Raw genomic sequence first — 22,883 nt, 5'->3', positions numbered from 1 at the left:
AAGGGAATACGAGATATGCCAATCCGGTTTCGTTTCCCATTTGTCACACATCCGCCAACTCTTCGTAATAATCATCTCGCAGGCTTCGCGCTCCGAAACCGACCAGTGTGGCGGAGTTACGATGATGATTCCTGGAGCCCGGCAAAGGGCCAATTTATGTACGGCGCAGGTGTGGCGCGTGTTCTTCGCGTGCGCCTGCCTGTTGCTTTGCGCGCGGACGCAGGCGGCGGATTCCGCATCTGGTTCCACTAATTCAGTGCCGCAGCCGGATTCGGTGGCGCTCAATGCCGGGCCTTTTTTTGAAGTTCACGATTACGAGGTCCGTTACAGTGCGAAAATTTTTTCCAATGCGCCCCCGCTTATTTTGACCAATTACATGGGGACGAACGTCAGCCTGGGACAAATCGTGCAGGCCGCATCGGAGGTGCTCACCCGCTTTCAACAGCACGGTTATCCGGATGTCAACGTGTCTCTCGCCCGCGAGCGCATCACCAACGGCGTGGTCACGATGAATGTTTATGAAGGCGTGTTTCCGCAGGTTTTGATTTCGGGAAAATCCCTGGCGGTGGTGACGAACGTGGAGATGGCTGAAACCGGCGCCGGGGGCACAAATAACGCGCCCGCCAAAACGAACGACGTGCCGCGTTTCAATGTGCATACCTACGAGGTGCGGGGCGACACGCTGCTCTCGACCAATACATTATTAAACATCCTGGCCAAAGGCACGGGCACTAATGTGTCGCTCAACGACATCATCGCGGCGGCGTCCGATCTGCAAAAGGAATATCGCGATCGCGGTTATCCCACGGTCAACGTCACGCTGCCACCGCAGCAGATCACCAACGGGACAGTGAAGATCCGGGTGTTCGAGGGGCGGCTGTCGGAAATCCGGGTGACGCAGAATCGTTATTTCAGTTCGAACAATGTGATGCGCGCGTTGCCGAGTTTGCACACGAATATCATTTTGTTGCGGCCGGTTTTTCAGGCCGAGTTGGATCGCGCCAACGCGAATCAAGATCGGCAAATTTATCCGCAACTCGCGCCCGGCGCGGAACCGGGCACGTCCCTCCTGCGCCTGGTGGTGAAGGACCGTTTGCCATTACATGCCAAGACGGAATTGAACAATGAAAGTTCGCCGGGCACACCTGACTTGCGTGTGAACAGTTCGGCGGTGTTCAACAACCTTTGGCAGTTGGACGAATCGCTGGGTTTGCAGTACAGCTTTTCACCGGAAGATTATAAGCGATCGGATCAATGGTCGTTTTATGACAAACCACTGGTCGCAAACTTCAGCGGATTTTACCGACTGCCGCTGGGTTATCCGGATTCGATTTCGGAACAGATTGCGAGCGAGCCGGGGTCGTTCGGGTATAATGAAGGCACGAGGAAGTTCGTGCTGCCGCCGGCTTCAGGCGTGCCCGAGCTGAATATCTTTGCCAGCCGTTCGACGATTGACACGGGCATCCAAAATCTTGGCACGCACAATCTCACCAGCATTCCGGGAGTTATTTCGATTGATGAAAATGACGTGCAGCAGGATGTCACAGTAAATAATGGTGTGGGTTTCCGGCTCAATATGCCGCTGCCGGAATTTCATGAGATCAGTTCCGTGCTGGCGGCCGGCTTCGATTACAAGGATTACAATCTGACGAGCAACAAGACGAATAATTTTGAGACGTCGCTGACGACCATTCAACCCAACGGCGCGCCTAATCCGCCCATCGTCAGCGTGATTGCTTCGCCGGTTCCAAAAACTTATAGGCCGGTGGATTACCTGCCCTTTACGATCCGCTGGGATGCCAACCGGCGCGATGATCACGGCGTGACTGCCTTCGGCATTGGTTATTCGGTGAATTTTTTGACGTCGGGTTTTTCGGATAGCAAAACGAAATTCCAAAATGCCGCGGGTTCGACCGAGGCGGATGGTTCGTATCATATCGTCACGGCGAGTTTTTCGCGCGAGCAGGAAATCTTCAAGCAATGGAAGCTGGGCTTTCGCGCGGATGGACAGTGGGCCAACGAACCGTTGCTCAGCAACGAGCAATTTGGCGCGGGCGGCGTGGGCAGTGTGCGCGGTTATCATGAAGGCGAAATTTTTGGCGATACCGGCTGGCATTTGACGTTGGAACAAAAAACGCCGCCGCACGTGGTCGGCACGATCAACGGAAAATATCCGCTGGTGGTGCGCGGCTCGGTCTATGTGGATTATGCGGACACTTATTTGCTCGATCCGCAGGGCAGGAATGAAAGCACGCCGCTTTGGGGCACGGGCTTTGGCGCGGCGGCGGCGCTGGGCTCGGCGTGGGAAGCGCGGTTTTTGTTCAGCCTGCCGTTGCTGCGCGCAGGCACGATCTCGCCGTATCAGCCGTTCTTCAATTTCGCGTTGACGGCACAGTTTTGATTGTAACCCAAATGTCACAGCAATCGCATTGCGGCGGGGTTGACGGAGACTTAAATTTTTTGCGCAGGAATTTTATTTTTATGTCCACTCGTTCATTGCGCCGATGGCCCGGAATATTCGGTGTGGCCGTGATCTGCGGTTTCGCGGGTCGTCCGGCGCAGGCGAATCCAGTTGGCGGCTCGGTGGCGCAAGGTTCGGCGACGTTTAACACTTCGGGTTCCAAGCTGACGATCCAGACATCCGACCACGCGTTCATCAACTGGCAATCCTTCAACATCGGTTTGGGCGAGACGACGACGTTCGTGCAGCCTTCCAGTTCGTCCGTGGTGTGGAACCAAATCCATGATTCCAATCCTTCGCAGATTCTGGGTTCGCTGAATGCCAATGGTTACGTGATTTTGCAAAACCAAGCGGGTTTTTATATCGGCGGGCAGGCTTCGATCACGACGCATGGTTTGATGATGACGACGTCGCCGATTCCCATGCCCGATCTTTCCGATGGCGGAGCCTGGTCGTTCAGCGCGCCGCCGCCGACCGCGAGCATTATTAATTATGGGCAGATCAATGTGGGGACGGGTTGCCCGGCTTTTCTGATTGCCGATAAGATTGAAAATTACGGCAGCATTTCCGCGCCGCAGGGGAACATCGGGCTTTACGCGGGGCAACAGGTGATGCTCTCGGAGCGACCGGATGGGCGTGGGCTTTCGGCGACGGTCACACTTCCCCAAGGCTCGGTGGACAACCAAGGGAAACTTATCGCTGACGCGGGGACGATCGAGATGCGCGCGCAAGTCGTGAATCAGGGCGGGTTGGTGCAAGCCAATTCGGTGCGCGAGGTCAATGGGGTGATTGAATTGGTGGCCAGCGACAGTCTCAATATAGGTTCGGGCTCGGTGATTTCGGCCAAGGGCGACACGCAGGGCGTGAGCGATGCCGGGAGTGTGACGCTGCAATCGGCCAATCAATATTCCGATAGCGCGACTTCGAGGATTGAGGTTTCGGGCGGCGCGCAGGGCGGCGACGGCGGGCATATTGAAATTTCCGCGCAGCAGTTCGATGACTTGCAAACGCAAATCCACGGGGAGGCGGCGAATGGTTTTCTGGCGGCGACGATGTTCATTGATCCGCAGGAAATCAAGTTGTCGTCCACGGGGGATAATTCCAGCGGCACGGTGAACGCTGACGATCCGCCGAGCAGCGGCAGCGCCACGACGCTGACGCTCAATGTCAATTCGCTGAACACGTTGATCAGTTCGGGTTCGCTATCGCACATTTCGTTGAGCGCTTCAGATGGGATTGAGGTGGCTACGGACTGGATCTTGCCGGCGAGCAAGGACCCGACGGCGAGCCTGACGTTGACGGCGGGGGGAAGTATTGTGGTGGATGACAAGGCGGGGATTCAGGCGGGGAATAATTGGAGTTTTGATTTTACGGCGGGGCCGCAGAACCTTACGTCGCGCCCCACGACGGCTAATACGGATGGAATTTATTTGAATGGCAGCGGGTTTCTACAAACGCAAAACGGCAGCATCACTCTTAACTCTGCCAATGACGTGCTGGTGAATACGGGGGCCATTCGCACGCTTGGGGGCGGAGCGATCAATGTGACGGCGGATTTTGGCAATGTGAATACGGGCATTGACCCGGCGGGATTTGTTTTCACCAGCGTCCGCAACCGCGGCACGGTGGCGCCGCCGCCTTATTATACGGTTTCTCCAACGCTGGGCGGGATCAGCACGGCGGCGGGTGGCAGCGTGACGATTGACGCGATCAACGGGTCGGTGGCCAGTTATTTGCCGACGCAGGCGGATTATGACAACAGTGTTTCGCGTTCGGACGCGGGCACGGGGGCTTTTGGCGGCGGGAACGTGACGATCACGGCGGGGCAGAGTATTTCTGGTCATTATGTCGTGGCCAATGGCACGGGGATGATCACGTCCACGGGGGGGAATATTGGCGCGCCGGTGACGAAGAATGGGGATTTTGATTTGAGCCTGGTCAATGGCAGTTGGACGGTCAATGCGCCGAAGGGATATATTTATTTGCGCGAGGTGCGCAATCCGAACGGCATTTTCAATGACAGCGGTGCGGCAGGCACGTTTGTCAGTTATCATAATTTTGATTATACGCCGACGGCGTCGGTGGATTTGGAGGCGGGTTTGTTTGTTGAGATCACGGGCGGCGGGCCGCGTCCGTCAGAGGCCCCGGTGCCGGTGATTTTTCCGCCGAGCTTGACGATTGAAACGGGTTTGATGGGTGGGCCGGCGAGTTCGTCGGGGCTCACGCTGGATGTGCCGGTGATTTTATTTCCTTCGGCAGACGGAAATTTGAACATCAACGTCAAGAGCGGCGGGAGCATCCAGGGCAATAATAATTATCTCGAGATGTCCGACAGCGGCGCTACGCAATGGACCGACGGCGCGTTCCTCTCCAATGACCATGCGGCAACGCCACCGCAGTTGAACAACAAGCAGCCGGTGGAGATCACGGTGGCGGGCGACGCGGACAACATCACTTTTTACACGGACAAAGAAACGGTGTTGACGGTGGATGGAGACATGAACAACTCGAGTTTCATCGGGGAAAACCTGCACACCGGCGACAACACGATTGTCACTGTCCACGGGCAAATTTATAATACGCCCAGCCTTACTTTTGAAAACCTGGACTCGGCGATCATCAGCGCCAATCCGCTTCAGCCCTTGATGTGGGACTCGGTGTTTGAACTGGCGGTGGATCCGAGCGTGATGAATTTGAACGTCAATACGTTTACCTCGACGGCGGCGCTGAAGGATGTGTTGCGCGCGAGTTACCTTTTGTTTCCCCAGGTGCAATCGCGTTACGCGCTGGGAGCGAACCCAGGGTTCATTTACGATCCAACCTCGGGCAGCCAGCGCATCGGTTTCAACGGCAATCTTTCCGTGCTGAGCGCGTCACAAATCATGGCGCTGGAAAACGGATCTTTTACCGTGCTGAAAATTGACGCCAACGGCAATCCGCTTTTCACAACCGACGGCAAGCTAGAGACGATGACTTATACGTTCGTGCCGGGCTCGGTGATTTCCCAGTTGGTGACGGACAGTTCGAAAGTGCCGACGACGCCGGCATCGGGCTTTCAAATCGGCGGTCCGGGAACTTTCACGATCAACGCCGGTTCCATTGAACTGGGCGATTCGCCGGGAATCATGTCGTGGGGGATCGGCAACGGCACGCAGGCGAGCGGCGTGGATTATTCGACGTTGACGCCTTACACGCCCGTGGGCGCGGAGGTGGATGTGACGGTCACCGGTAATTTGTCCATGCTGACTTCGCGCATTGCTTCGACGTATGGCGGTGACGTGAATGTGACCAGCACCGGAGGTGAATTGGATTTAGGTTCGCAGGACTTTTTTATTACGACCGGCACGCAACTGGCCTACGGCATTTTTACCAGCGGACACAGTGACGTGAGTGTGTCGGCTTTTGGTGATGTGAACATCAACGGTTCGCGCATCGCGGCGTATAACGGTGGCGCCGTCAGTGTGACCTCGACCCACGGCGATGTGGAGGTGGGTAGCGGCGGTAATAACTACGTGTATGTGCCATTGGTCTCCAAAGATTCAAGCGGCACGCCCAACAGCATTTCCGATCAGATATATGGCAGCGGCATTGTGGCCACCTCCCTGCCGGACAGTTTGAGCGCGCAAGGCGGGGTCTCACTGCCGGGCGACATCACTGTGGAGACACCGCGCGGGAATATCCATGGCGATACGGCGGGAATTTTGCAGTTGGCTTTGGGCGGCGACGTCGCTGGCGGCCCGACGATCACTTTAGTGGCGGGCACACCGGCGATGGGCGACACTCCCGCCATTCCAGGGAATATTGATCTTGGGACTTCCGGGCTAATCGGCGGCACGGTGAATATCACTGCCCAAGGCAACGTCGGGGGAACAATCATCTCCAGCCAGAACTCAACGATAAATACGACCGGCAGTTTCAGCGGCACACTGCTCTCAGCGGGATCGGCCACGGTGGCGGCGGGGGGAAGTGTTTCGGGAACGGTGATCGGCATCAGCGGAGCGAGCGTAGGTGGAGCGAATGTTTCGGCGAGTGTCCTGGGCCAAAATGTTTCCGTCAACGGCGGGGCGGCGCAATCCACGCTGGGAACCACGGCGGCGGCGACCAGCACGGCGCAATCTGCCGCGGGCACGGCGACGGCGGATGCCAAGGATCAAACGACGGCGACGGCCGACACGACTTCCAGCGATGATGATTTGAAGAAGAGGAAATTGCCTGTGCTCGCCCGGTGGGTTAGCCGGGTGACGGTTATTTTGCCGCCACAGTAAAATGAATTTGAGGGTGCGTGGGGGAGGATGAGGGGACCACCTCTCCCCGGCCCTCTCCCCCGCTGGCGGCGGCGGAGAGGGAGAAGAATAGTTTAGTTCAATCGTGCGGCTCGCGGAGGGTGAGGGTTTTTTTTAGTCACGGCTCGCGGGTACGCTCGCCCTCCCTTTCTTGGAATTGACGCCATAGACTGACGCTATAGTTTTCTCAATGAGCGCAAGCTCACTCCGCTTCTCCTGCAACTGAATTGCAGAAGAGGGAGAAGAAGAATAGTTTAGGTTTGATCGTGCGGCTCGCGGGGGGTGAGGGTATTTTTTTTAGTTACGGCTCGCGGGTACGCTCGCCCTCCCTTTCTTGGAATTGGCGCCATAGACTGACGCTATGGTTTTTCTCAATGAGCGCAAGCTCACTCCGCCTCTCTTGCAACTGAATTGGAGGAGAGGGAGAAGAAGAATAGTTTAGGTTCAATCGTGCGGCTTACGGGGGCGTGGGTATTTTTTTAGTTACGGCTCGCGGGTACGCTCGCCCTCCCTTATTGGGATTGGCGGCAGACTGTGTCTTGAAAAGAATAAAGGCCGGCTTTGCGGCCGGCCTTTGGGTTAAGAAAGGTTGGGGAAACTTTTTGTTCTTATTTGCCAGGCATCAGTGGGCGCTGACGCTGTAGATACGATTGGTGTCGGTGGTGGTATCGGTGAAGGTGGTGGTTCCGCTCATGCCGGTGATCGGGCTGGCCAGCGGGAACCAGGTGCTGCGCGGGGTATTGATGCCGGACAGGTTGGTGAAAACCAGGTTGTAGGTGGCGGTGCTGGTTGCGGTGAACGAAATCGTGTTGACGTTGCCGACGCGAGCCAGGCCCAGGAGCGGCGCGGTGGGAGGTGTAGAACCGGGCTGCCGGAAAGTGAGGACTCCGTTCAGTCCGAGGGCTAATCCGCCGACCAATACCGGCGCGGAATTGGTGCCTACCACGAAGAGGCTGGCCGAGGTATTGCCGGTGACATTGGGGTTATCATAGAGATTGTGATAATCGGTAGGCTGCGAACCATTAATGGTTTGTTCATTCCAGCTTTCCGAAGAAATGGAACTGACGGAGAGGGATTGTCCAGCGCCAGCAGCAGGAAAAAGCTGGTACATGCCGACGATGGAATTGCTGATGGAGAGAAACGCGGAGCGGTTGGGTATCTGGTCAGGCGTAAATCCAGGCGCAACGGTGATGTAGGAGGCTTTGTTGGTGGCGTTGGCCGTGACCAGGTTCGTTGAACCGACCACACCCCATTGCACGGTGGTCAGGTCATAAATGGAAAGCAACGAACTCAGGTTCCACGTCTTGCCGTCACTGAGCGCGGATGCCGGACCCAAATCGTAAATCAAATCATTGCCCGTCTCGGCAGTGAAGCCGATCAGCAAATCGCCGTCATACTTGGTGGAAGTGCTTTGTGCCTGAAGGGAGCCAATAGACAATACAGCAACGGCGGCGGTCACGAGCAGGGTCTTGAGAAAATGTTTCATGGTTCGGCGTGGTAGGTTGGTTTCATTCGTCATTGAGCGGATATTTTGACAGAGCGGGCTGGCTTGGCGATACGGACTTGAGCAAACTAAACGACATCGGATGCATTTTGAGGACATGGGCTGATGATTTTCCAGCAGGGAGGTTTTCGGCCTGAAATGATTGGCCTTTTTGACGATTTCGATTGGATAGCAGGGCGGTGAAAATCGCCATCTGACACTCCGCCACAGGTTCTTAACGGTCCCGCCATTTATTTTCAAAATTCGTAACATGACAATAGCGGCAGGAGACTGGTAATAACCATTCCACCATGAAGATAAATGCTCGGACTCTGTGGCTCGCGATCGGTTGCGCCTGCTTTTGCGCGGTGCAAGGCATTCACGCGGAGGACAAATTCACGATTGAAACCGCCCAAAGCGCGGCGACCAACGGCGACGCCTCGGCGCTTTATTTCCTGGCGGTGCATTACGCCAAAGGCACCGGCGTGCCGCCGGATCAAGCCAAGGCGGTGGATTACATGACGCGGTCGGCCGAGAAGGGTTTTGCCTTTGCGGAAAATGACCTGGGTTCTTATTACGCCAAGGGCCGCGGCGTGAAGCAGGATTTTGAGATCGCGGCTTCGTGGTATCGCAAGGCAGCCGATCACGGCGATCCTTTAGCGCAGTTTAGCATGGGAAGAATTTACGCCGAAGGACGCGGCGTTCCGGCGGACCCGCAGGAGTCGCTTAAGTGGTACAAGAAATCCGCTGAGCAACATCAGTCGGACGCGGAATTTGCCGTGGCTGATATTTACCTCAACGGCACGGGGGTTCCGATAGATTGCCAGGCAGCGCTGAATTGGTACGGAAAAGCGTTTGCTGATGGGCAGGCTGGCGCGGCGAATGGCATGGGTTACATTTATGAGCACGGCGCGCCGCCGGAAATCCCGCAGGATTTAGCCCGCGCGAGGCAGTGCTACCAGGAGGGAGCCGACAAGCTGGACGGCAAAGCGCAAATGAATCTTGGCCGCTTGTATCTGGAGGGATCGGGCGTGGCGGCTGACCCGGTCGAAGCCTACAAATGGTTTTATCTCGCCAATTTGGATGGTGAACGGCTGGCGAATCATTATCTCAGGGATATGTCCGGCCAGACGGCCATCAATGCGAAGACTGGTTTATTGACGCCCGAACAAATCGCTGAAGCCACCAAGCAGGCGCAAGAATGGCGCAAGGCGAAAATCGTGGCGCGGGTATCGGCGCCCGGAGCGAAATAAGCGCCGGATAAACTATTGAGCCACGCTGGCCAAATGTTGCCAGCTCGCATGGGCGGCCAGATCGTAAGCCTGATAGGCATTGATGCCGATCATGCCGCGCAGCATCTGGTCGGCTTCCGGCTGGGCTTTGCGCCAGCGCTCGAGATAAGCCGGATCATTGGGGTCCGCATTGGTATTGGCGCCCACTTCGTCCAGAAATTGCTGGCGCAGGTTATTGATCACTTGAACGCGAGCATCGTCGAGATGCAGCGCACTCAGATCCACATCGGCAAAAACCAGCGGCATCGAAAGGGGTTGGGCGACTTGCGGAGCGACGCGCGCGCGCGCAACTGGAACTGGCGCGTCAGCAATACTGACGACATTGGCCGGTGGCGCGATGCCCAGCAACGAGGCGATAAGGCTGGCCTGTTCCTGCGGCAGGTTCAGGAGTTCGGCTTTTAAAGCGGGTTCGGAAGCCAATCGTTCGGACAGAGGGCCATTGGCCAGATCGGCGATTTTTTTTTCCAAGCCGCGGGATTTTTCGCCAAAGAGGCTGTCCACGTCGGCAGTCACGAGGTCGCACACGGTTGGTTCCGGACAGCCGATGGCGCGCAAATTTTTGATGTAAACGCGATAATCGGAAGATTCGAGCTGGCTCCAGCGAAAAGGTTTTTCGACCAGATTAGTTACTACAACGGTTGTGGGAGTGGCGGAATCAAGTGAAGACGAAGCGGGGACAGAAGGTTCATTTGCAGCGGTGGGTGGCAATTTCTGGCCGCGGTTCAGCGCAAAAAACAAGGCGCCCAGCAGGCCGGCGTTAAGCAGGAGGGAAATCTTCAAGGCCGCTTTCATGTGTTACCAGCAAATATAACTCAATTTTTTTGGGACGACCAAAAGCGAGACCGGCGTGGAGGTCATCCACGCCGGTTGGAACAGACAACTAACTAAATTAGTTGTGAGCAGGATCGCCCGTCGGGCCAGGGCGGCTGGTGTGCATGTCCGTCAAACGCAGAGCGCTTGGGGTCGAGCCACCGCCGACCGGGATGGTGGAAGCGATGCCGGTAGCGCCAGCCAACTGACTGAAAACGGTGGTAGCAGGAGCGACCGCGCCGTTCTTTTCGCAGATGTATTCGTTGCCCCAGAAGGTGTAGGTTCCTTCTTCGACATTCGCCACGCTGAAGGGAACGCCGTTGTAGGACAATTCCGTTGCGCCAGCGGTAAGGGCCGTGGCGGCATCACTCACACCGAGGTAAGCGATGACCGAGAAGCCCGTGCCACCGAAGATCTGGTCGGTCGCGGTGGTCGTGTCAGCGCCCATCGTGCCAGCCAAGGTTCCGCCGCTGCTGAAGCCGAAGTCACCGAAGTAAGTGCCATTCGGGGGATTGAGGTCCTGCATGGCGCCGCCGGTGCTGATTTCAATCTGCGAAGGGACACCGAAAATGCCGAATTCGGTGTTACCGAAGGCATTGACGCGGGTTCCCGACGAGTTGTCACGGCCGGAGACATACACGAAGTTGTTGTTGTCCGCGGAATTGCCGGAGAACACAGCTTGCACGCCGCCGAGATTCAGGGCCTGGCGGATTTGGGAATCCGTCACGTTGCTGCCGGTCCAGAGGCCTTTATTGCGCACCCATTTGAAGGTCACAATGCCGACTTCAGTCTTGCTGGTGAGAGCGGCGGGAGGATTCGGGAGGAAGCCGTAGATGCGGGAGAACTGAGTGTTGTTGTCCGCCATCGCGATATCAACAGCGTGGGTGAAGGTGGTAGGATTGCCGGCGTCGTTCAGGCCGTCATAAGGAGGGTTGGGGAATGCTTCGGAAGCGCCGCCAGGAGTGGCGACGTCCGAGATGCCCGCTTCCGAGCCAGACCAGTCGCAGAGAACCGTCAAGGTTCCGCTGCCGCCCTTGGGGGTGCCGACGAACGCCATGAAGGTCGAGCCGCTGCCTTTGCCGCCGTAGGTGGTGACCGCAGGAGCCGGATGGAACACAATGTTGTCGGTGGACAGAGCGGTGAACACGTTTCCGCGGAAAGCCGTGGAACCGGTGAGATAAACCGTCTGAGCGCTGGCCAGGGTGACCGCACTCATTCCGAGTGCCATAGCAAGAGCGAATTTATTGATTTTCATTTTTATTTATTTTTTGTTGTTTGGTGTTGAGTGAGGTAAAACGATTAAGCTTTGGCAAACTGGCGGCGGAGCGAGATAGCCAGGAGGCCGACGCCCGCGAACAGACCGTAGGTGGAAGGTTCAGGAACGGAGACCGAATCAAAGGTCAGCGTGCCGGTGTTGTCGAAGGAGAAGGTGCCGATTTGGACGGGAGCATCGCTGGCATTATCCGCGCCCCAAAGAACTTCGGTGGTGTAACCGACGCTGTTGGGATCGCCATAGGCGTTTTTGTAGTCGCCCGGGATCTGCGGGTTGAGAGTTTCGGTATTCCAACTGGTCGTGCCCGTGGCAGCGATCATCTCGGAGTTGCCCTGGCCGGCGGCCGGCATCAAGCTATAGACAGAAGCGACAGCGTTGCGAATCCCGGTATAACCAGTGCGGGGGACAGTGTTGGGAACCAAGTCCATGCTGGCCGTGGTGCTGAAGGTGGTATTCACGCCGCCGACAGGATTGCTGCCGATGACACCCCAGTTGACGGAGGAGGTGTTCAAGCTGCTGCCGAGGAGGGAGTTGAGGTTCCAGGTTTCGCCGTTGACCAGCGAGGGTTCGCTGCCGAGGTCATAAACGAGGTCATTGCCGCTGGCGGTGGTGAAGCCGACGATGAGGTCGCCATTGTAAGTAGCAGCGCTGGCAGAAGCGACGACCGTGAGGGCCGAGGCGGCAACCATCGCCAATTTGGTGAATTGTTTCATATTATATTGGTTTGTTGATTCCGAGTTCGAGTTTGTTGTTTGGTGCTAAGCCACTCAATGTGCTGTGGATTAACGGTGCTCACTTTAGGAGAATGTTCCCACAACCGCTTCCTGCTTCAGGACACGCGACGTCTGTTTTAAGAACCGACGATTTTTGATGTATGTTACTTATGGAAAGAATCTTATGTATTTGAGTGCGCGGGAATGCGCGCAATCGTTGCAGGTTGTCGCAGGATGGTAACGAAAAAATCTTTGCGCGGTGGGGAAATAATTTTTGAGGTTCCGAGTTTTTCTGCTCTGTAGCCGAAAAGTAACATGAAAAATCTTGTGTGCGGCTGGGCGACGATAATATTTACGGAATGCCCTCGGCATTAACAGAGCTGGAAAGATTATTTATGAATTTTCGCGGTCAAAGGTTTTTTTGCGGCGTCGTATTATTTTTAACCCTGACGATGGCCGCCATGCCGGGAGCGCGGGCTGCGGTCATCGCGTGGGGGGCGGGCACGACCACTTCGGGAATTAATAATTACGGCCAATCCATCGTGCCGGCAGATGTCACCAATGCCGTGATGGTCGCGGGCGGTTTGCTTCAAGGTCTCGCCCTCAATGCCGATGGCACGCTGGCTGACTGGGGGACGGATGGTTTTGGGGTTTTAGATTTTTTCCAGGATACGAATTACATCTCCGTCGCCTGTGGGCGGCAACATAGCCTGGCTTTGTTCTCAGACGGAACGGTTGTGGCCGTGGGTGATGATTCCTTTGGGCAAATTGATGTGCCGTCTGGCTTGACGAATGTCGTGGAAATCTCCGGTGGATTTTATCACAGCCTTGCGTTGAAATCGGATGGAACTGTCGTCGTGTGGGGACCGGGCACGAATGTCGCCAATGTTGGCCAGGATCCTGACTATGGACAAACCATCGTGCCGCTGGGCCTTTCCAATGTGGTGCAGATCGCTGCTGGTGGCTGGCACAACGTCGCGCTTTTGGCCGATGGAACCATCCGCACCTGGGGCCGCAGCGACAGCGGCCAGCTTGCCGTGCCACCGGGCCTCTCCAATGTCGTGGCCATTTCAGCCGGCGCGGCGCACACGGTCGTGTTGCGGGCGGATGGCTCAATCGTGGCTTGGGGATTGAACCTGTATGGCGAGACGAATGTTCCAACCGAGCTAAGTAATGTCATCGCGATCGCCTCGGGTGGCTGGCATAATCTGGCGCTTAAAAGTGACGGCACGGTCGTTGCCTGGGGCGCAGGCACCGGAACCAATGTATATGTGGACAACCAGCAAAACATCGTGCCTGCCCATCTCACCAACGTCGTTCAAATCGCCGGTGGCAACGTCAACAGCCTCGTGATCACCGGCAGCGCGCCGCCCGTTACCAGTGCAAAGTTTGTGACGCCACAAACTTCGACCAATGGTTTCACAGTCGCGATTCCCACGCGCAACGGCCATGTTTATCGCCTGGAATATACTCCTTCGCTTGCCGCACCTTCATGGACGGGCCTGCCTTTGGTCGCCGGAACCGGCGGTCTGCAAACTTTTTCCGACCCGTCGGCAACCAACAATGCCGGGCGATTTTATCGCGTCCGCCGTTGGTGATTTCCATGCTCGCACCCGCTTGCTAATCGCAGCCGCTTAAATTTCCATAGGCAAATCTGGTTTTTCCTTTCCACTTGTCACCCAAACGTAACAAGATGGCTGCCATACCGTCACAAGGCGTTCCTAGCGTTGCCGACTCACGAAACTGACGGGAGACCAACTGATGAAGAGCCAAGCAAACAAAACGATTTTGAAAAAGTGCAGTGGCTGGACGATGCGAACCACAGGAATTTTCGCCGCTCTGCTCCTGGCCGGTGGCGCCCGCGCGGAGAGTTCCGACCCGCTGCTCAATGCGTTGATCAAAAAAGGTATTTTAACCGAGGACGAAGCCAAGTCTATCAAGGCCGATGCCGATGCCAGCCAGACCAACATGCCGGTGATGGAATCTTCCAAGTGGAAGATCAATACCGGCATCAAGAGCATCGAACTCTTTGGCGATCTGCGCGTGCGTTACGAAGACCGTGAAGCGCACGATCCCCAGGGCGGCAAGATTGCTCTGGACCGTTTTCGTTATGCGGTGCGCGTCGGCGTGCGCGGCGAAGCCTTTGACGATTTTTATTATGGAGTCCGCCTCGAGACTTCCGCCAATCCGCGTTCGCCGTGGGTCACTTTTGGCACGTCCTCCAGCAGTTCGCCTTATCAGGGGCCGTTTGGAAAAGGCAATGCGGGTTTGAATGTCGGTCAAATTTATTTGGGTTGGCGCGGCTTGAATTGGTTTGACCTCACGGTCGGCAAGATGCCCAATCCGCTTTACACCACTTCGATGGTGTGGGACTCCGATTACCTTCCGGAAGGCGTTGCCGAGCGGTTCAAATATACCGTGGGCGAGGCCGATTTATTTGCGACGTTCGGTCAATTCATCTATCAGGACGTCAATCCCGTTTCCGCATCGCCGGGATTTTTCAATATCACTTACACTTCCGCCAATCCCGCATTCCTGCTCGCGTGGCAGGCGGGAGTCAATTATCACATCACCAAGAAACTCTCCTTCAAGGTCGCGCCCGTGTTTTATAATTACACCACGCACGGCGAGGACAGCGCGGTGGGCACTCTCACGCCGGATTTCAACGGCACATTCATCGGCCAAGGCTCATCGGCCGGCGTCAACGGTGTGCCCGCGTCGTTCAGCGGATTTCCTAACGGGCAGTTTGACGGTTTTGCCGCCAATCAAACTGGTATCAATGACCTGTCCATCATCGAAATTCCCTGGGAATTGAATTACCACATGGAAAATCACGACATCCGGCTCTTCGGTGATTACGCGCAAAACCTCGATGGCTCCGCGCGCGCCACCGCCGCGTTCAACGCGCTCAATTCTCCTTTGCTCGCCAACTCGTTCATCACACCGATTCCCTCGCCCCAGACAGACGACAACCACGCCTATCAAGTGGGTCTGGCCGTCGGCAACAAAGACAGTCTCGGCATGGTGTACAACACCACTTCGCGAAAGCACGGCTGGGAGGCGCGCGCATTTTGGCAGCACGTCGAACAATACGCGCTCGACCCCAACCTGCTCGACTCCGACTTCTTCGAAGGCCGCGCAAATATGGAAGGTCTGTACGCCGCGTTCGCGTACGGTTTCACCGATAATATCATCGGCACTGTCCGTTACGGTTACGCACATCGCATCAACGACAAGCTCGGCACCGGCGGAAGCAACCAAGACGTTCCGCAGATCAACGCGATCCACGAATATAATCTGCTGCAGTTCGATCTCGCTTTGCGCTTTTAACGCGCACCATTTTGTCGCGCGGTTTTTTCACAACGGTAAAAAACCGCGCCGCCATGTCCGAACCATTTAGAAAAACGGACGCGCGCAAGCGGAAATTCCTTTTTGAGAGCACAATCGTTTTGAATCTGTCACGTGCAGTTTTTCCGTCCGGCCATACGATGGAAACATGCGTGAACCTAAATACTCAGATGCGCCCTGTTTCGGAAAAGAGTTCGATGCCCAGAGCAAAGTCTGCGGCATTTGTTTGGGCAACAAATCCTGCCGTCAAAAATATTTTCAAACTTTCGCCGGAACGCAGCCTGCGCCGGTCAAGTTCATCAAGCGTTCCGAACGCATTTTATTGAAAGCTCCAAGCGCGGCCGCGCGACGATATTTAAAAAAGACCATTCCTGCTTGAAGAGCCGCCGAACACGTTTTTCCCGCCCGGTTCATCCTCTCTCAGTCATTGGCGGCGTCCTGGCCGCAACGGCCGTTTCCTTTCGCGCTTCCGCCCAGGAAGCTCTTCGTAGCACCCTTTCGCTCGATCAAACTCTCGCCACGCAGCAAAACCGCGCCGTTGATTTAGGGCCGGTCCAGCCGCACATCGGTCCTGTGCCGTTTTCACTCAGCGTGGATAGCGGCTTTCAATTCGAGGACAACATCAATGCCGCGCAAACCAATCCGCAGGCCGATGTCATCCTTCATTCGAGCCTCAACACCAGTTTCCACTGGGCCGCCACGGATCAATCCGAAGTGGATCTAAACGCGGGCGTCGGCTATTCGCGCTACTTAAAATATTCACAGAACGATCGCGTTGACTTCGCGCCCACTTCCGCGCTCACGTGGAATGTCCTTCTGCAAGACGTGACGCTCACGTTCTACGATCAATTCAGCTATACGGAGGACGTCGTCACGCAGGGCGCCTTGAGTGATCTCGCCACCTTTCCGGTGTTCGACAACGTCACCGGTTTCCGCGCCAGTTGGACGCCTGACGCGTGGCTGTTCCAGGCCGGTTACAGTCACGACGAATATTTTTCCGACCTGAGCGCGCTCAATTATCTGAACCGCACGTCCGAATATTTTTTCGCGCGCGGCGCATGGCGCTTTGCTGAAAACACTCAGGCGGGCCTCGAGGCCAGCGCGAGCATCACCGCGTTTGAAATTTCCGCGCAGGCAGGCAACACCAGCATCAGCATCGGCCCGTTTGCCGACTGGCAAATCACCGAAGCCATCCGCGCCACGTTGCGCGGTGGCCCGACGATATATTTATTCGACGCACAACCGGGTGCTGGCAGCAACTCCGGCACTCGTCTGAATTCTTATTACGCCGGCGCGCAACTCAACCAGCAACTGACTGATTATCTTTCGCATCAAGTAAGCGTGCAGCGCGAAGTAAGTTTGGGCCTTAATGAAGGAGGCAATTTTCTCACCCAACTGACTGCGGCCTATTCGCTGACATATTCTCAGACACGCTTTCTCGACATCGGAATCAACGCCGCCTACGAACGCGGCACACAAACTTTCCAAAACGAAATCGTGATCGCCGAAGGCCTGGGTTTCCTGGTTAATCAGACAGAAAATTACGATCACTACGCCGTCGGCCCCTCGTTCACCTGGCACGCAACGGACAAACTCACGGCATCGCTCAACTATAATTATTATCTGCGTGATTCCAACCTTGCCGGTCGCGGCTATCAGGACAACACCGTGGCCTTCAAAGTGGATTACGCGTTTTGATCAAACGTGAAAACGGGCCGGATCAGCCTGCTTTTCTCGCCGAAACCTTTTCCAATGTTACGGACAGGTAAATTTGACGTTCGCCCCCGTTTGCTGCTTGCCAGTTTGACCACGGGCTTTTCTAGTTGAGTTCGCCCGGGCGAGCATGCCCGGCATTTGCCTTTAATGAACCCGAAATTATTTCCGTTTTTAAATCGAGTGATCGCCGCCGCGTTGTTGTTATGTGTGACGTGTCTGCTGGCCGGTTGTCAATCGCCCGCAAAATTTGCCGACCCGGCCGGCCCGTACGATGAGGCCACCACCAACGCCCCGCCGGACTTTCACCCTTCACCCTATTCCACAAACGCGCTCCAGGCCGGCGATGTCGTAAGCATCATGTTTCAATATTCAACGAATTTTAATGCCATCGAAAAAATAACCATTGATGGTTCGGTAAACCTGGCTGACGTCGGCTCCGTCAAGGCCGCCGGAAAAACCGTCACTCAGTTAGAGACGGACTTGAGCAAGCTTTACAAGCAGCAGGTCAAGGATGATATCATTACTGTCAAAGTTGTTTCATCCGGCAACAGCGTTTACATTTCCGGCGCGGTGATCCGTCCCGGAAAAATTGCGATGGAACGGCCATTGACCGCGCTCGAGGCCATCATGGAAGCCGGCGGATTTGATCCCAACCGCGCCAAGCTCTCGCAGGTGGTGGTCGTGCGTCTCGAAGACGGCAAACAAAAAAGTTATCACCTCAACTTAAAACATGCTCTGGGCGGCGAGGACGAACAGCCATTTTTTCTGAAACCCTTCGACATCGTCCACGTTCCAACCAAGACATTTAATTATTAACGGCGTATTTTCAGACCCGCGGCGGCTTCGATTTTTTCCTGAAGTTAAAAACCGGTGACCGGTCGTTTACAGTTGTTAGACTAAAAAATCGCCCGCTCCTATCTGGCCTCACCACAGCCATTAACACATTAAAGTTCGATGGCTTAATGATTGAGCCGTTGTCTTTCCGCTTGCCTACCACAGTTGAGACCTTTGTGTTTAGCTTCATTTCACGATGAATTTTTGGCCGCAAAAAAATATCACCAGCCGTCCCGTTTTGGATTCTGAAGCCCCTGACCAAACACCGGCGTGGTTTTGCTTGCGTACCCAACCCAAGCACGAACACGTGGCAGCGGCGCAGCTTCGGCAGGACGCCGGGGTTGAAGTTTTTCTGCCGCGCATCCGCTACCAGCGTGCCACTCGCAAAGGTCCCGCGTGGGTCACCGAAGCCTTGTTTCCTAATTACCTTTTCGCCCGGTTCGACTTGCGCGCTTCGCTGCGTCATGTCCAGGCAACTCGCGGGGTCAGTGGCGTCGTCCATTTTGGTCAATATTGGCCGAGCATTCCGCAGACGGCCATCCATGATTTGCGCGAAGCGATGGAAGGCGCGGACCTGCGCGTGATTGAAGACATTCTCAAACCCGGAGACGCGGTGCAAATCATAGACGGCGCGCTCCTCGGCCTCGAAGCTGTCGTCGCGCGCGTCATGCCTGCTCAATCACGCGTCGCCGTCCTCTTGAATTTCCTTGGACGGCAAACGACGGTCGAACTCGATCGCAACCAACTTATTTTTCCCGCCACGAACGCGCCGCGTTTGTCGTGCTTCGCCGCAGTTGCCTGAAAACAGAAAGCAATTTTATGAACAGCCTAATCAAGAAGATGTTTATTTTTTTGTCGGTGATGGCCGTTGTGGCCCTGGCCGGCTGGTTCGGCCGCAAAGCCTACAAAAACGCCACCGAACGGCGCGCCATCGCCGAGGCCAATCATTATCTCGAACAGAAAGATCCGCGTAACGCCGCCCTTTGCCTGCAACGCGCCTTGCAGATCAATCCCATCAGCGTGCCCGCTTACAAGCTCATGGCCGATATCCTCGAAGGCGCTGACTCGTCCAACGCCCTTGGTTGGCGCATGCACGCGGCGCAGTTTGAGCCCAACAACATGACCAACCGTTTGCTCTGGGCCGAAACCGCCATCAAACTGCACGATTTCAAATCCGCCGATGAGGCCCTCGGCGGCCTGGATGAAAAATCAAAAAACGGCGCCATGTATCATAAATTATGCGGCGCTATGGCTTGGAGTCAGGGAAAGTCGGACGAAGCGCAAAAACATTATCATGAAGCTTTGCGCCTTGAGCCTGGCAACGAAACCATTTCGCTGAACATCCAAACCATCGCCTTGGCCTCGACGAACACGCAGACCGTCGCCTCGGCTCGCACGGCGATGGAAGCACTCTCTACCAATGCCACAGTGCGCCCGATCGCTTTACATTACCTGCTGGCAGATGCGACGACCCATAAATCGTTCGAGCGGGCAGTTTATTTTTCCTCCGAGATCGTCCGCGAACCTTCGGCAACCATCAGCGACAAGATCGAACACTTGCAGTTGTTACACCGCACGGGCAGCACTAATTTCGCGCCGTGGCTTGCGTCGTTAAAATCCGAAGCCAGCAAATCGCCTGGCTGCGCTTTCGCGTTGGGCCAATGGATGGGCCTGATCGAGGGTCCCACCAACACCCTGCGCTGGCTGGGCACATTACCGTCCGCCATGCAAACCAACCAGCCGGTTCCGCTCATCGCCGCCGACTGTTATGTCGCAATGAAAGACTGGAAGGGACTGACAGGCTTGCTGGAAAAACAGGATTGGGGCGATGCCAACTGCTACCGTCTCACCCTGCTCTCTTTCGGACAGCGGGAATTGAATGAAAATACCGCGTCGCAATCCTCCTGGCACAAGGCGCTCCGGCTGGCGGGCCATCATTCGGACCGTTTAGCGCGTCTCGCGCAAGCCACTGCCGAGCACGGTTGGGATACGGAAAACACAGAAGTTTTGCGCGAAGCCGCAGCCGAATTTCCCAAGGAAAAATGGGCGGTGGAAAACCTTGCCGGCAAATATTATGCCTCCGGCAACACGCGCGAATTGTCCGAGCTGATCTCCAAAACCTATGCCGCCGATTCCTCCAACGCCCGCCTGAAAAACAACCTGGCCAACCTGTCCATGCTGCGCAAGGCGGACCTCGAGGAAGCTTTCCGCCTCGCGCGCGAAGCTTACGACAGCTCGCCCGAAAATCCCTTTTTTACTTCCACTTACGCTTACTCGCTCCTGTTGCAAAACAAACCCGGGGAGGCGGCCAAAATCGTGGATAGCTTGAAACCCGAATCGCTTAAAAATCCCTCGGTCGCGGCCTATTACGGCGTGGTTGAGGCGCAGAGTGGCCACAAGGATTTAGCCAAAGCGCCGCTGGAACGCGCTGCGGCGGCCAAACTCCTCCCGGAAGAAAATGCGATGGTCAAAGTGGCCCTGGCGAGTTTGTAAGCTGCCGGACTGAGAATGTCGCCAAATTGTTTGGATTTTGACGACTGTTCGTAACATTCGACGGATTTACTTGGCTAATGCCGTTATTTGTCCGTTTGTTTGACCAGAGACAATTTTTGATTTCGCTGCATGGCTTGGAGCCGTGAGCGCTGTAGTTTCAAGCAAGCATCAACCAAAATTATGCACTTATTTCACACCATGCCCATGCTCGCCGAGAGCGCGCTTTCATTCGCCGTCCGCCGCGCCACGCCGGAAGGCAAGATCACCATGTCCGCCCTGCTCCTGCTTTCGCTCTTCAGTTGGACGATCATCATCACGAAGGCGCGCCAACTCATAATTGCGCGTTCGTGGGCGAAGAAATTCTTCACGGCCTATAATGAGACCCGCGACCCGATGGACATCAAGCGCAAGCAGGAGGAATTCGAAGGCGCGCCGGCTTACAGTCTTTACATCCGCGGCGCGGACGAAGTGGATTATCATTTGAAAAATAATCCGGTGCAGGTCGAGGCGCGCACGAACATCGAATCGTCGCCGGAATTGGACCACGGCAATACCGACATCATCGCCCGCTCCCGCACAACCAAAATCAGCGTCGCGTCATTCGAGGCGGTCAAGGTCGTAATGGAAGAAGCCGCCGCCGCCGAGGCGATGAATCTGGAAAAAGGTATGATCGTGCTCTCCACTGCGGTCGCCGGCGGCCCGTTCATTGGTTTGCTCGGAACGGTCTGGGGCGTCATGGAAACTTTCTCGGGCATCGCCAATGCCGGTTCGGCCAGCCTCGCGGCGATGGCCCCCGGTGTAGCCGGGGCGTTGATCTGTACGGTCATCGGCCTGCTCGTGGCAATCCCGGCGATGTTCAGCTACAATTTCATGGTCACCACTATCCGCAATATTACTCAGGAGCTGGACGGTTTTGCGGCGCGTTACGCCAATCAGTTGGAACATCGCTACGTGGACAACCGCCCGCTCTCCGAGGAAATGAAAGCGGCCAACGAAGCTTTGGCCACGCGCATCGTCGGCGCGTTGAAGTCGGTCAGGCGCGATGGCATTCCCGCGATTGCCTGATAACGAGCCCGCCGCTTTGCCATGAAGAAGTGTTCGCATACGGCGCACGAAACGCTCACGGAGTTGAACATCACTCCGCTGCTCGACCTCGCGTTCGTGCTGCTGGTCATCTTCATCATCACAACCACACCGATCGTCAATGACCTCGACCTGGCTTTGCCCAAGGGTTCCAAGCATCAGAAGGACCCGCCGCGCAAGGCCAATTACATCACCGTCGAAGCCAACGGCAACGTGTGGATGAACAAAAAAATGATCCAGATGACGGAGTTGCAGCAAACCCTGGTGAATCTCCGCGTGGATGATCCTGACCTGAGCGTCATCGTCCGCGGCGATGGCAAGACAAAATACCGCCAGATCCGCGCCGTGCTCGATGCGTGCCAGCAGGCCAATGTCGTGAAGGTGGACTTAGCCACCGAGGCCGCCGACAAGAAATAATTTCATGCTCCCGCAAACTCAGCAGCGCAAGCCGCGTAATTCCTCGAAAGTCAATCTGCTGATTTCGGTTGGGTTTCACGCCATCATCGCCGGGGCTGTGATTTATTTTGCGGCGCGCGAAGGCTTGCTTGGCAAGTCGCTCAAAAAGATCGCAGTCGAGATGGTCAAGGAAAAGCCGCCTGAAAAACCGAAGGAGCCGGAGAAACCCAAAGAGCAACCGAAGATCGCTGAGGAGTCAAAAGCCACGCCCAAGATGGATGTACCCAAGGAAGTTGTTCAAACCGCCCCGCCGCCCTCGGCTGCGCCGCCGTCCATCGCGCCGGCTGCGGCGGATGTTGCGTCCTTTAATTTTGAAGGTGGAAAGGCCGTAGAGACTTCGTCCGATCCCATCCAATTATACAAGGGATTATTGCAATACGCGCTGCAATCGAAATGGGATCGGCCTGAAGACATGGACGATCATAATTTTGCCGCCGAGATCGAAATATCCGTGGATCGCCAGGGCGGAATCAGCGACCCCGTTTGGAAAAAAAGTTCGAACAACAAACGCTGGGACGATTCCGTCCGCCAGGCGCTCGCGATGACCCGCAGCGTCAACCGCCCGCCGCCCTCAAATTTTCCGCCGCGCGTTATTGTGCGATTCGACGTCGTTCAAGCTGAAGCCATCCAACCGTGAT

The 22,883-nt window shown here is 56.0% G+C and carries 17 protein-coding genes; 13 read left to right on the top strand and 4 right to left on the bottom strand.

The features are described from left to right. The first annotated feature begins 121 nt into the window (after window positions 1–121). Complete coding sequence (locus VH413_09935) at window positions 122–2,401, top strand: POTRA domain-containing protein (protein HEX3799008.1); 2,280 nt, start codon at window positions 122–124, stop codon at window positions 2,399–2,401. An 80-nt stretch (window positions 2,402–2,481) separates the two neighbouring features. After that, the gene (locus VH413_09930; protein ID HEX3799007.1) at window positions 2,482–6,726 is read left to right on the top strand and encodes a filamentous hemagglutinin N-terminal domain-containing protein; all 4,245 of its coding nucleotides are present in this window, start codon (window positions 2,482–2,484) and stop codon (window positions 6,724–6,726) included. A 640-nt stretch (window positions 6,727–7,366) separates the two neighbouring features. On the opposite strand, the gene VH413_09925 is transcribed toward VH413_09930, so the two are convergent. After that, window positions 7,367–8,263, bottom strand: coding sequence for a hypothetical protein (locus VH413_09925; GenBank protein HEX3799006.1), 897 nt, complete (start codon window positions 8,261–8,263; stop codon window positions 7,367–7,369). 275 nt (window positions 8,264–8,538) lie between these two features. Between VH413_09925 and VH413_09920 the strand changes: the two genes are divergently transcribed. Beyond that, on the top strand, window positions 8,539–9,480 hold the full coding sequence (locus tag VH413_09920; protein ID HEX3799005.1) for a tetratricopeptide repeat protein: 942 nt from the start codon (window positions 8,539–8,541) through the stop codon (window positions 9,478–9,480). A 12-nt stretch (window positions 9,481–9,492) separates the two neighbouring features. On the opposite strand, the gene VH413_09915 is transcribed toward VH413_09920, so the two are convergent. From VH413_09915 to VH413_09905, 3 genes are all read right to left on the bottom strand, one after another. Then, window positions 9,493–10,311, bottom strand: a complete 819-nt coding sequence (locus VH413_09915) for a hypothetical protein (protein ID HEX3799004.1) — start codon at window positions 10,309–10,311, stop codon at window positions 9,493–9,495. 97 nt (window positions 10,312–10,408) lie between these two features. Further along, window positions 10,409–11,557 carry a hypothetical protein gene (locus tag VH413_09910; protein HEX3799003.1) on the bottom strand — a complete coding sequence of 383 codons (1,149 nt, stop codon included), beginning with the start codon at window positions 11,555–11,557 and terminating at the stop codon, window positions 10,409–10,411. Between the two features lie 71 nt (window positions 11,558–11,628). Further along, window positions 11,629–12,315 (bottom strand): PEP-CTERM sorting domain-containing protein, encoded by a 687-nt coding sequence (locus VH413_09905; GenBank protein HEX3799002.1) that lies wholly within the window; start codon window positions 12,313–12,315, stop codon window positions 11,629–11,631. Window positions 12,316–12,710: 395 nt separating this feature from the next. Here VH413_09905 and VH413_09900 point away from each other — a divergent pair, with 395 nt between their 5' ends. The 10 genes from VH413_09900 to VH413_09855 all read left to right on the top strand — a co-directional run bounded on the left by VH413_09900 (window position 12,711) and on the right by VH413_09855 (window position 22,882). Beyond that, window positions 12,711–13,913 (top strand): hypothetical protein, encoded by a 1,203-nt coding sequence (locus VH413_09900; GenBank protein HEX3799001.1) that lies wholly within the window; start codon window positions 12,711–12,713, stop codon window positions 13,911–13,913. 190 nt (window positions 13,914–14,103) lie between these two features. Next, complete coding sequence (locus VH413_09895; protein HEX3799000.1) at window positions 14,104–15,645, top strand: putative porin; 1,542 nt, start codon at window positions 14,104–14,106, stop codon at window positions 15,643–15,645. Between the two features lie 11 nt (window positions 15,646–15,656). Then, window positions 15,657–15,989 carry a hypothetical protein gene (locus VH413_09890; protein HEX3798999.1) on the top strand — a complete coding sequence of 111 codons (333 nt, stop codon included), beginning with the start codon at window positions 15,657–15,659 and terminating at the stop codon, window positions 15,987–15,989. Window positions 15,990–16,038: 49 nt separating this feature from the next. Beyond that, the gene (locus VH413_09885; protein HEX3798998.1) at window positions 16,039–17,361 is read left to right on the top strand and encodes a hypothetical protein; all 1,323 of its coding nucleotides are present in this window, start codon (window positions 16,039–16,041) and stop codon (window positions 17,359–17,361) included. 165 nt (window positions 17,362–17,526) lie between these two features. Beyond that, window positions 17,527–18,195, top strand: coding sequence for a polysaccharide biosynthesis/export family protein (locus tag VH413_09880; GenBank protein HEX3798997.1), 669 nt, complete (start codon window positions 17,527–17,529; stop codon window positions 18,193–18,195). Window positions 18,196–18,409: 214 nt separating this feature from the next. Further along, window positions 18,410–19,015, top strand: coding sequence for a transcriptional activator RfaH (locus tag VH413_09875; GenBank protein ID HEX3798996.1), 606 nt, complete (start codon window positions 18,410–18,412; stop codon window positions 19,013–19,015). Window positions 19,016–19,032: 17 nt separating this feature from the next. Further along, the gene (locus tag VH413_09870) at window positions 19,033–20,706 is read left to right on the top strand and encodes a hypothetical protein (GenBank protein HEX3798995.1); all 1,674 of its coding nucleotides are present in this window, start codon (window positions 19,033–19,035) and stop codon (window positions 20,704–20,706) included. Window positions 20,707–20,886: 180 nt separating this feature from the next. Then, window positions 20,887–21,771 carry a MotA/TolQ/ExbB proton channel family protein gene (locus tag VH413_09865; GenBank protein HEX3798994.1) on the top strand — a complete coding sequence of 295 codons (885 nt, stop codon included), beginning with the start codon at window positions 20,887–20,889 and terminating at the stop codon, window positions 21,769–21,771. 21 nt (window positions 21,772–21,792) lie between these two features. Continuing rightward, window positions 21,793–22,206 (top strand): biopolymer transporter ExbD, encoded by a 414-nt coding sequence (locus VH413_09860; GenBank protein HEX3798993.1) that lies wholly within the window; start codon window positions 21,793–21,795, stop codon window positions 22,204–22,206. A gap of 4 nt (window positions 22,207–22,210) precedes the next feature. Continuing rightward, complete coding sequence (locus VH413_09855; protein ID HEX3798992.1) at window positions 22,211–22,882, top strand: TonB C-terminal domain-containing protein; 672 nt, start codon at window positions 22,211–22,213, stop codon at window positions 22,880–22,882. The last annotated feature ends 1 nt before the right edge of the window (window position 22,883 follow it).

Source organism: Verrucomicrobiia bacterium, from assembly GCA_036268055.1.
GTDB lineage: Bacteria > Verrucomicrobiota > Verrucomicrobiia > Limisphaerales > Pedosphaeraceae > DATAUW01.
The sequence above is the reverse complement of the archived record's forward strand: the minus strand, read 5'-3'. Positions and strand labels throughout refer to the sequence as shown.

What these genes read in the sequence shown, in the direction of transcription:
- VH413_09905 (HEX3799002.1), bottom strand. Translation starts at nt 12,315, where the DNA reads ATGAAACAATTCACCAAATTGGCGATGGTTGCCGCCTCGGCCCTCACG.
- VH413_09860 (HEX3798993.1), top strand. Translation starts at nt 21,793, where the DNA reads ATGAAGAAGTGTTCGCATACGGCGCACGAAACGCTCACGGAGTTGAAC.
- VH413_09915 (HEX3799004.1), bottom strand. Translation starts at nt 10,311, where the DNA reads ATGAAAGCGGCCTTGAAGATTTCCCTCCTGCTTAACGCCGGCCTGCTG.
- VH413_09865 (HEX3798994.1), top strand. Translation starts at nt 20,887, where the DNA reads ATGCACTTATTTCACACCATGCCCATGCTCGCCGAGAGCGCGCTTTCA.
- VH413_09930 (HEX3799007.1), top strand. Translation starts at nt 2,482, where the DNA reads ATGTCCACTCGTTCATTGCGCCGATGGCCCGGAATATTCGGTGTGGCC.
- VH413_09880 (HEX3798997.1), top strand. Translation starts at nt 17,527, where the DNA reads ATGAACCCGAAATTATTTCCGTTTTTAAATCGAGTGATCGCCGCCGCG.
- VH413_09910 (HEX3799003.1), bottom strand. Translation starts at nt 11,557, where the DNA reads ATGGCACTCGGAATGAGTGCGGTCACCCTGGCCAGCGCTCAGACGGTT.
- VH413_09870 (HEX3798995.1), top strand. Translation starts at nt 19,033, where the DNA reads ATGAACAGCCTAATCAAGAAGATGTTTATTTTTTTGTCGGTGATGGCC.
- VH413_09855 (HEX3798992.1), top strand. Translation starts at nt 22,211, where the DNA reads ATGCTCCCGCAAACTCAGCAGCGCAAGCCGCGTAATTCCTCGAAAGTC.
- VH413_09920 (HEX3799005.1), top strand. Translation starts at nt 8,539, where the DNA reads ATGAAGATAAATGCTCGGACTCTGTGGCTCGCGATCGGTTGCGCCTGC.
- VH413_09925 (HEX3799006.1), bottom strand. Translation starts at nt 8,263, where the DNA reads ATGACGAATGAAACCAACCTACCACGCCGAACCATGAAACATTTTCTC.
- VH413_09935 (HEX3799008.1), top strand. Translation starts at nt 122, where the DNA reads ATGATGATTCCTGGAGCCCGGCAAAGGGCCAATTTATGTACGGCGCAG.
- VH413_09875 (HEX3798996.1), top strand. Translation starts at nt 18,410, where the DNA reads ATGAATTTTTGGCCGCAAAAAAATATCACCAGCCGTCCCGTTTTGGAT.
- VH413_09900 (HEX3799001.1), top strand. Translation starts at nt 12,711, where the DNA reads ATGAATTTTCGCGGTCAAAGGTTTTTTTGCGGCGTCGTATTATTTTTA.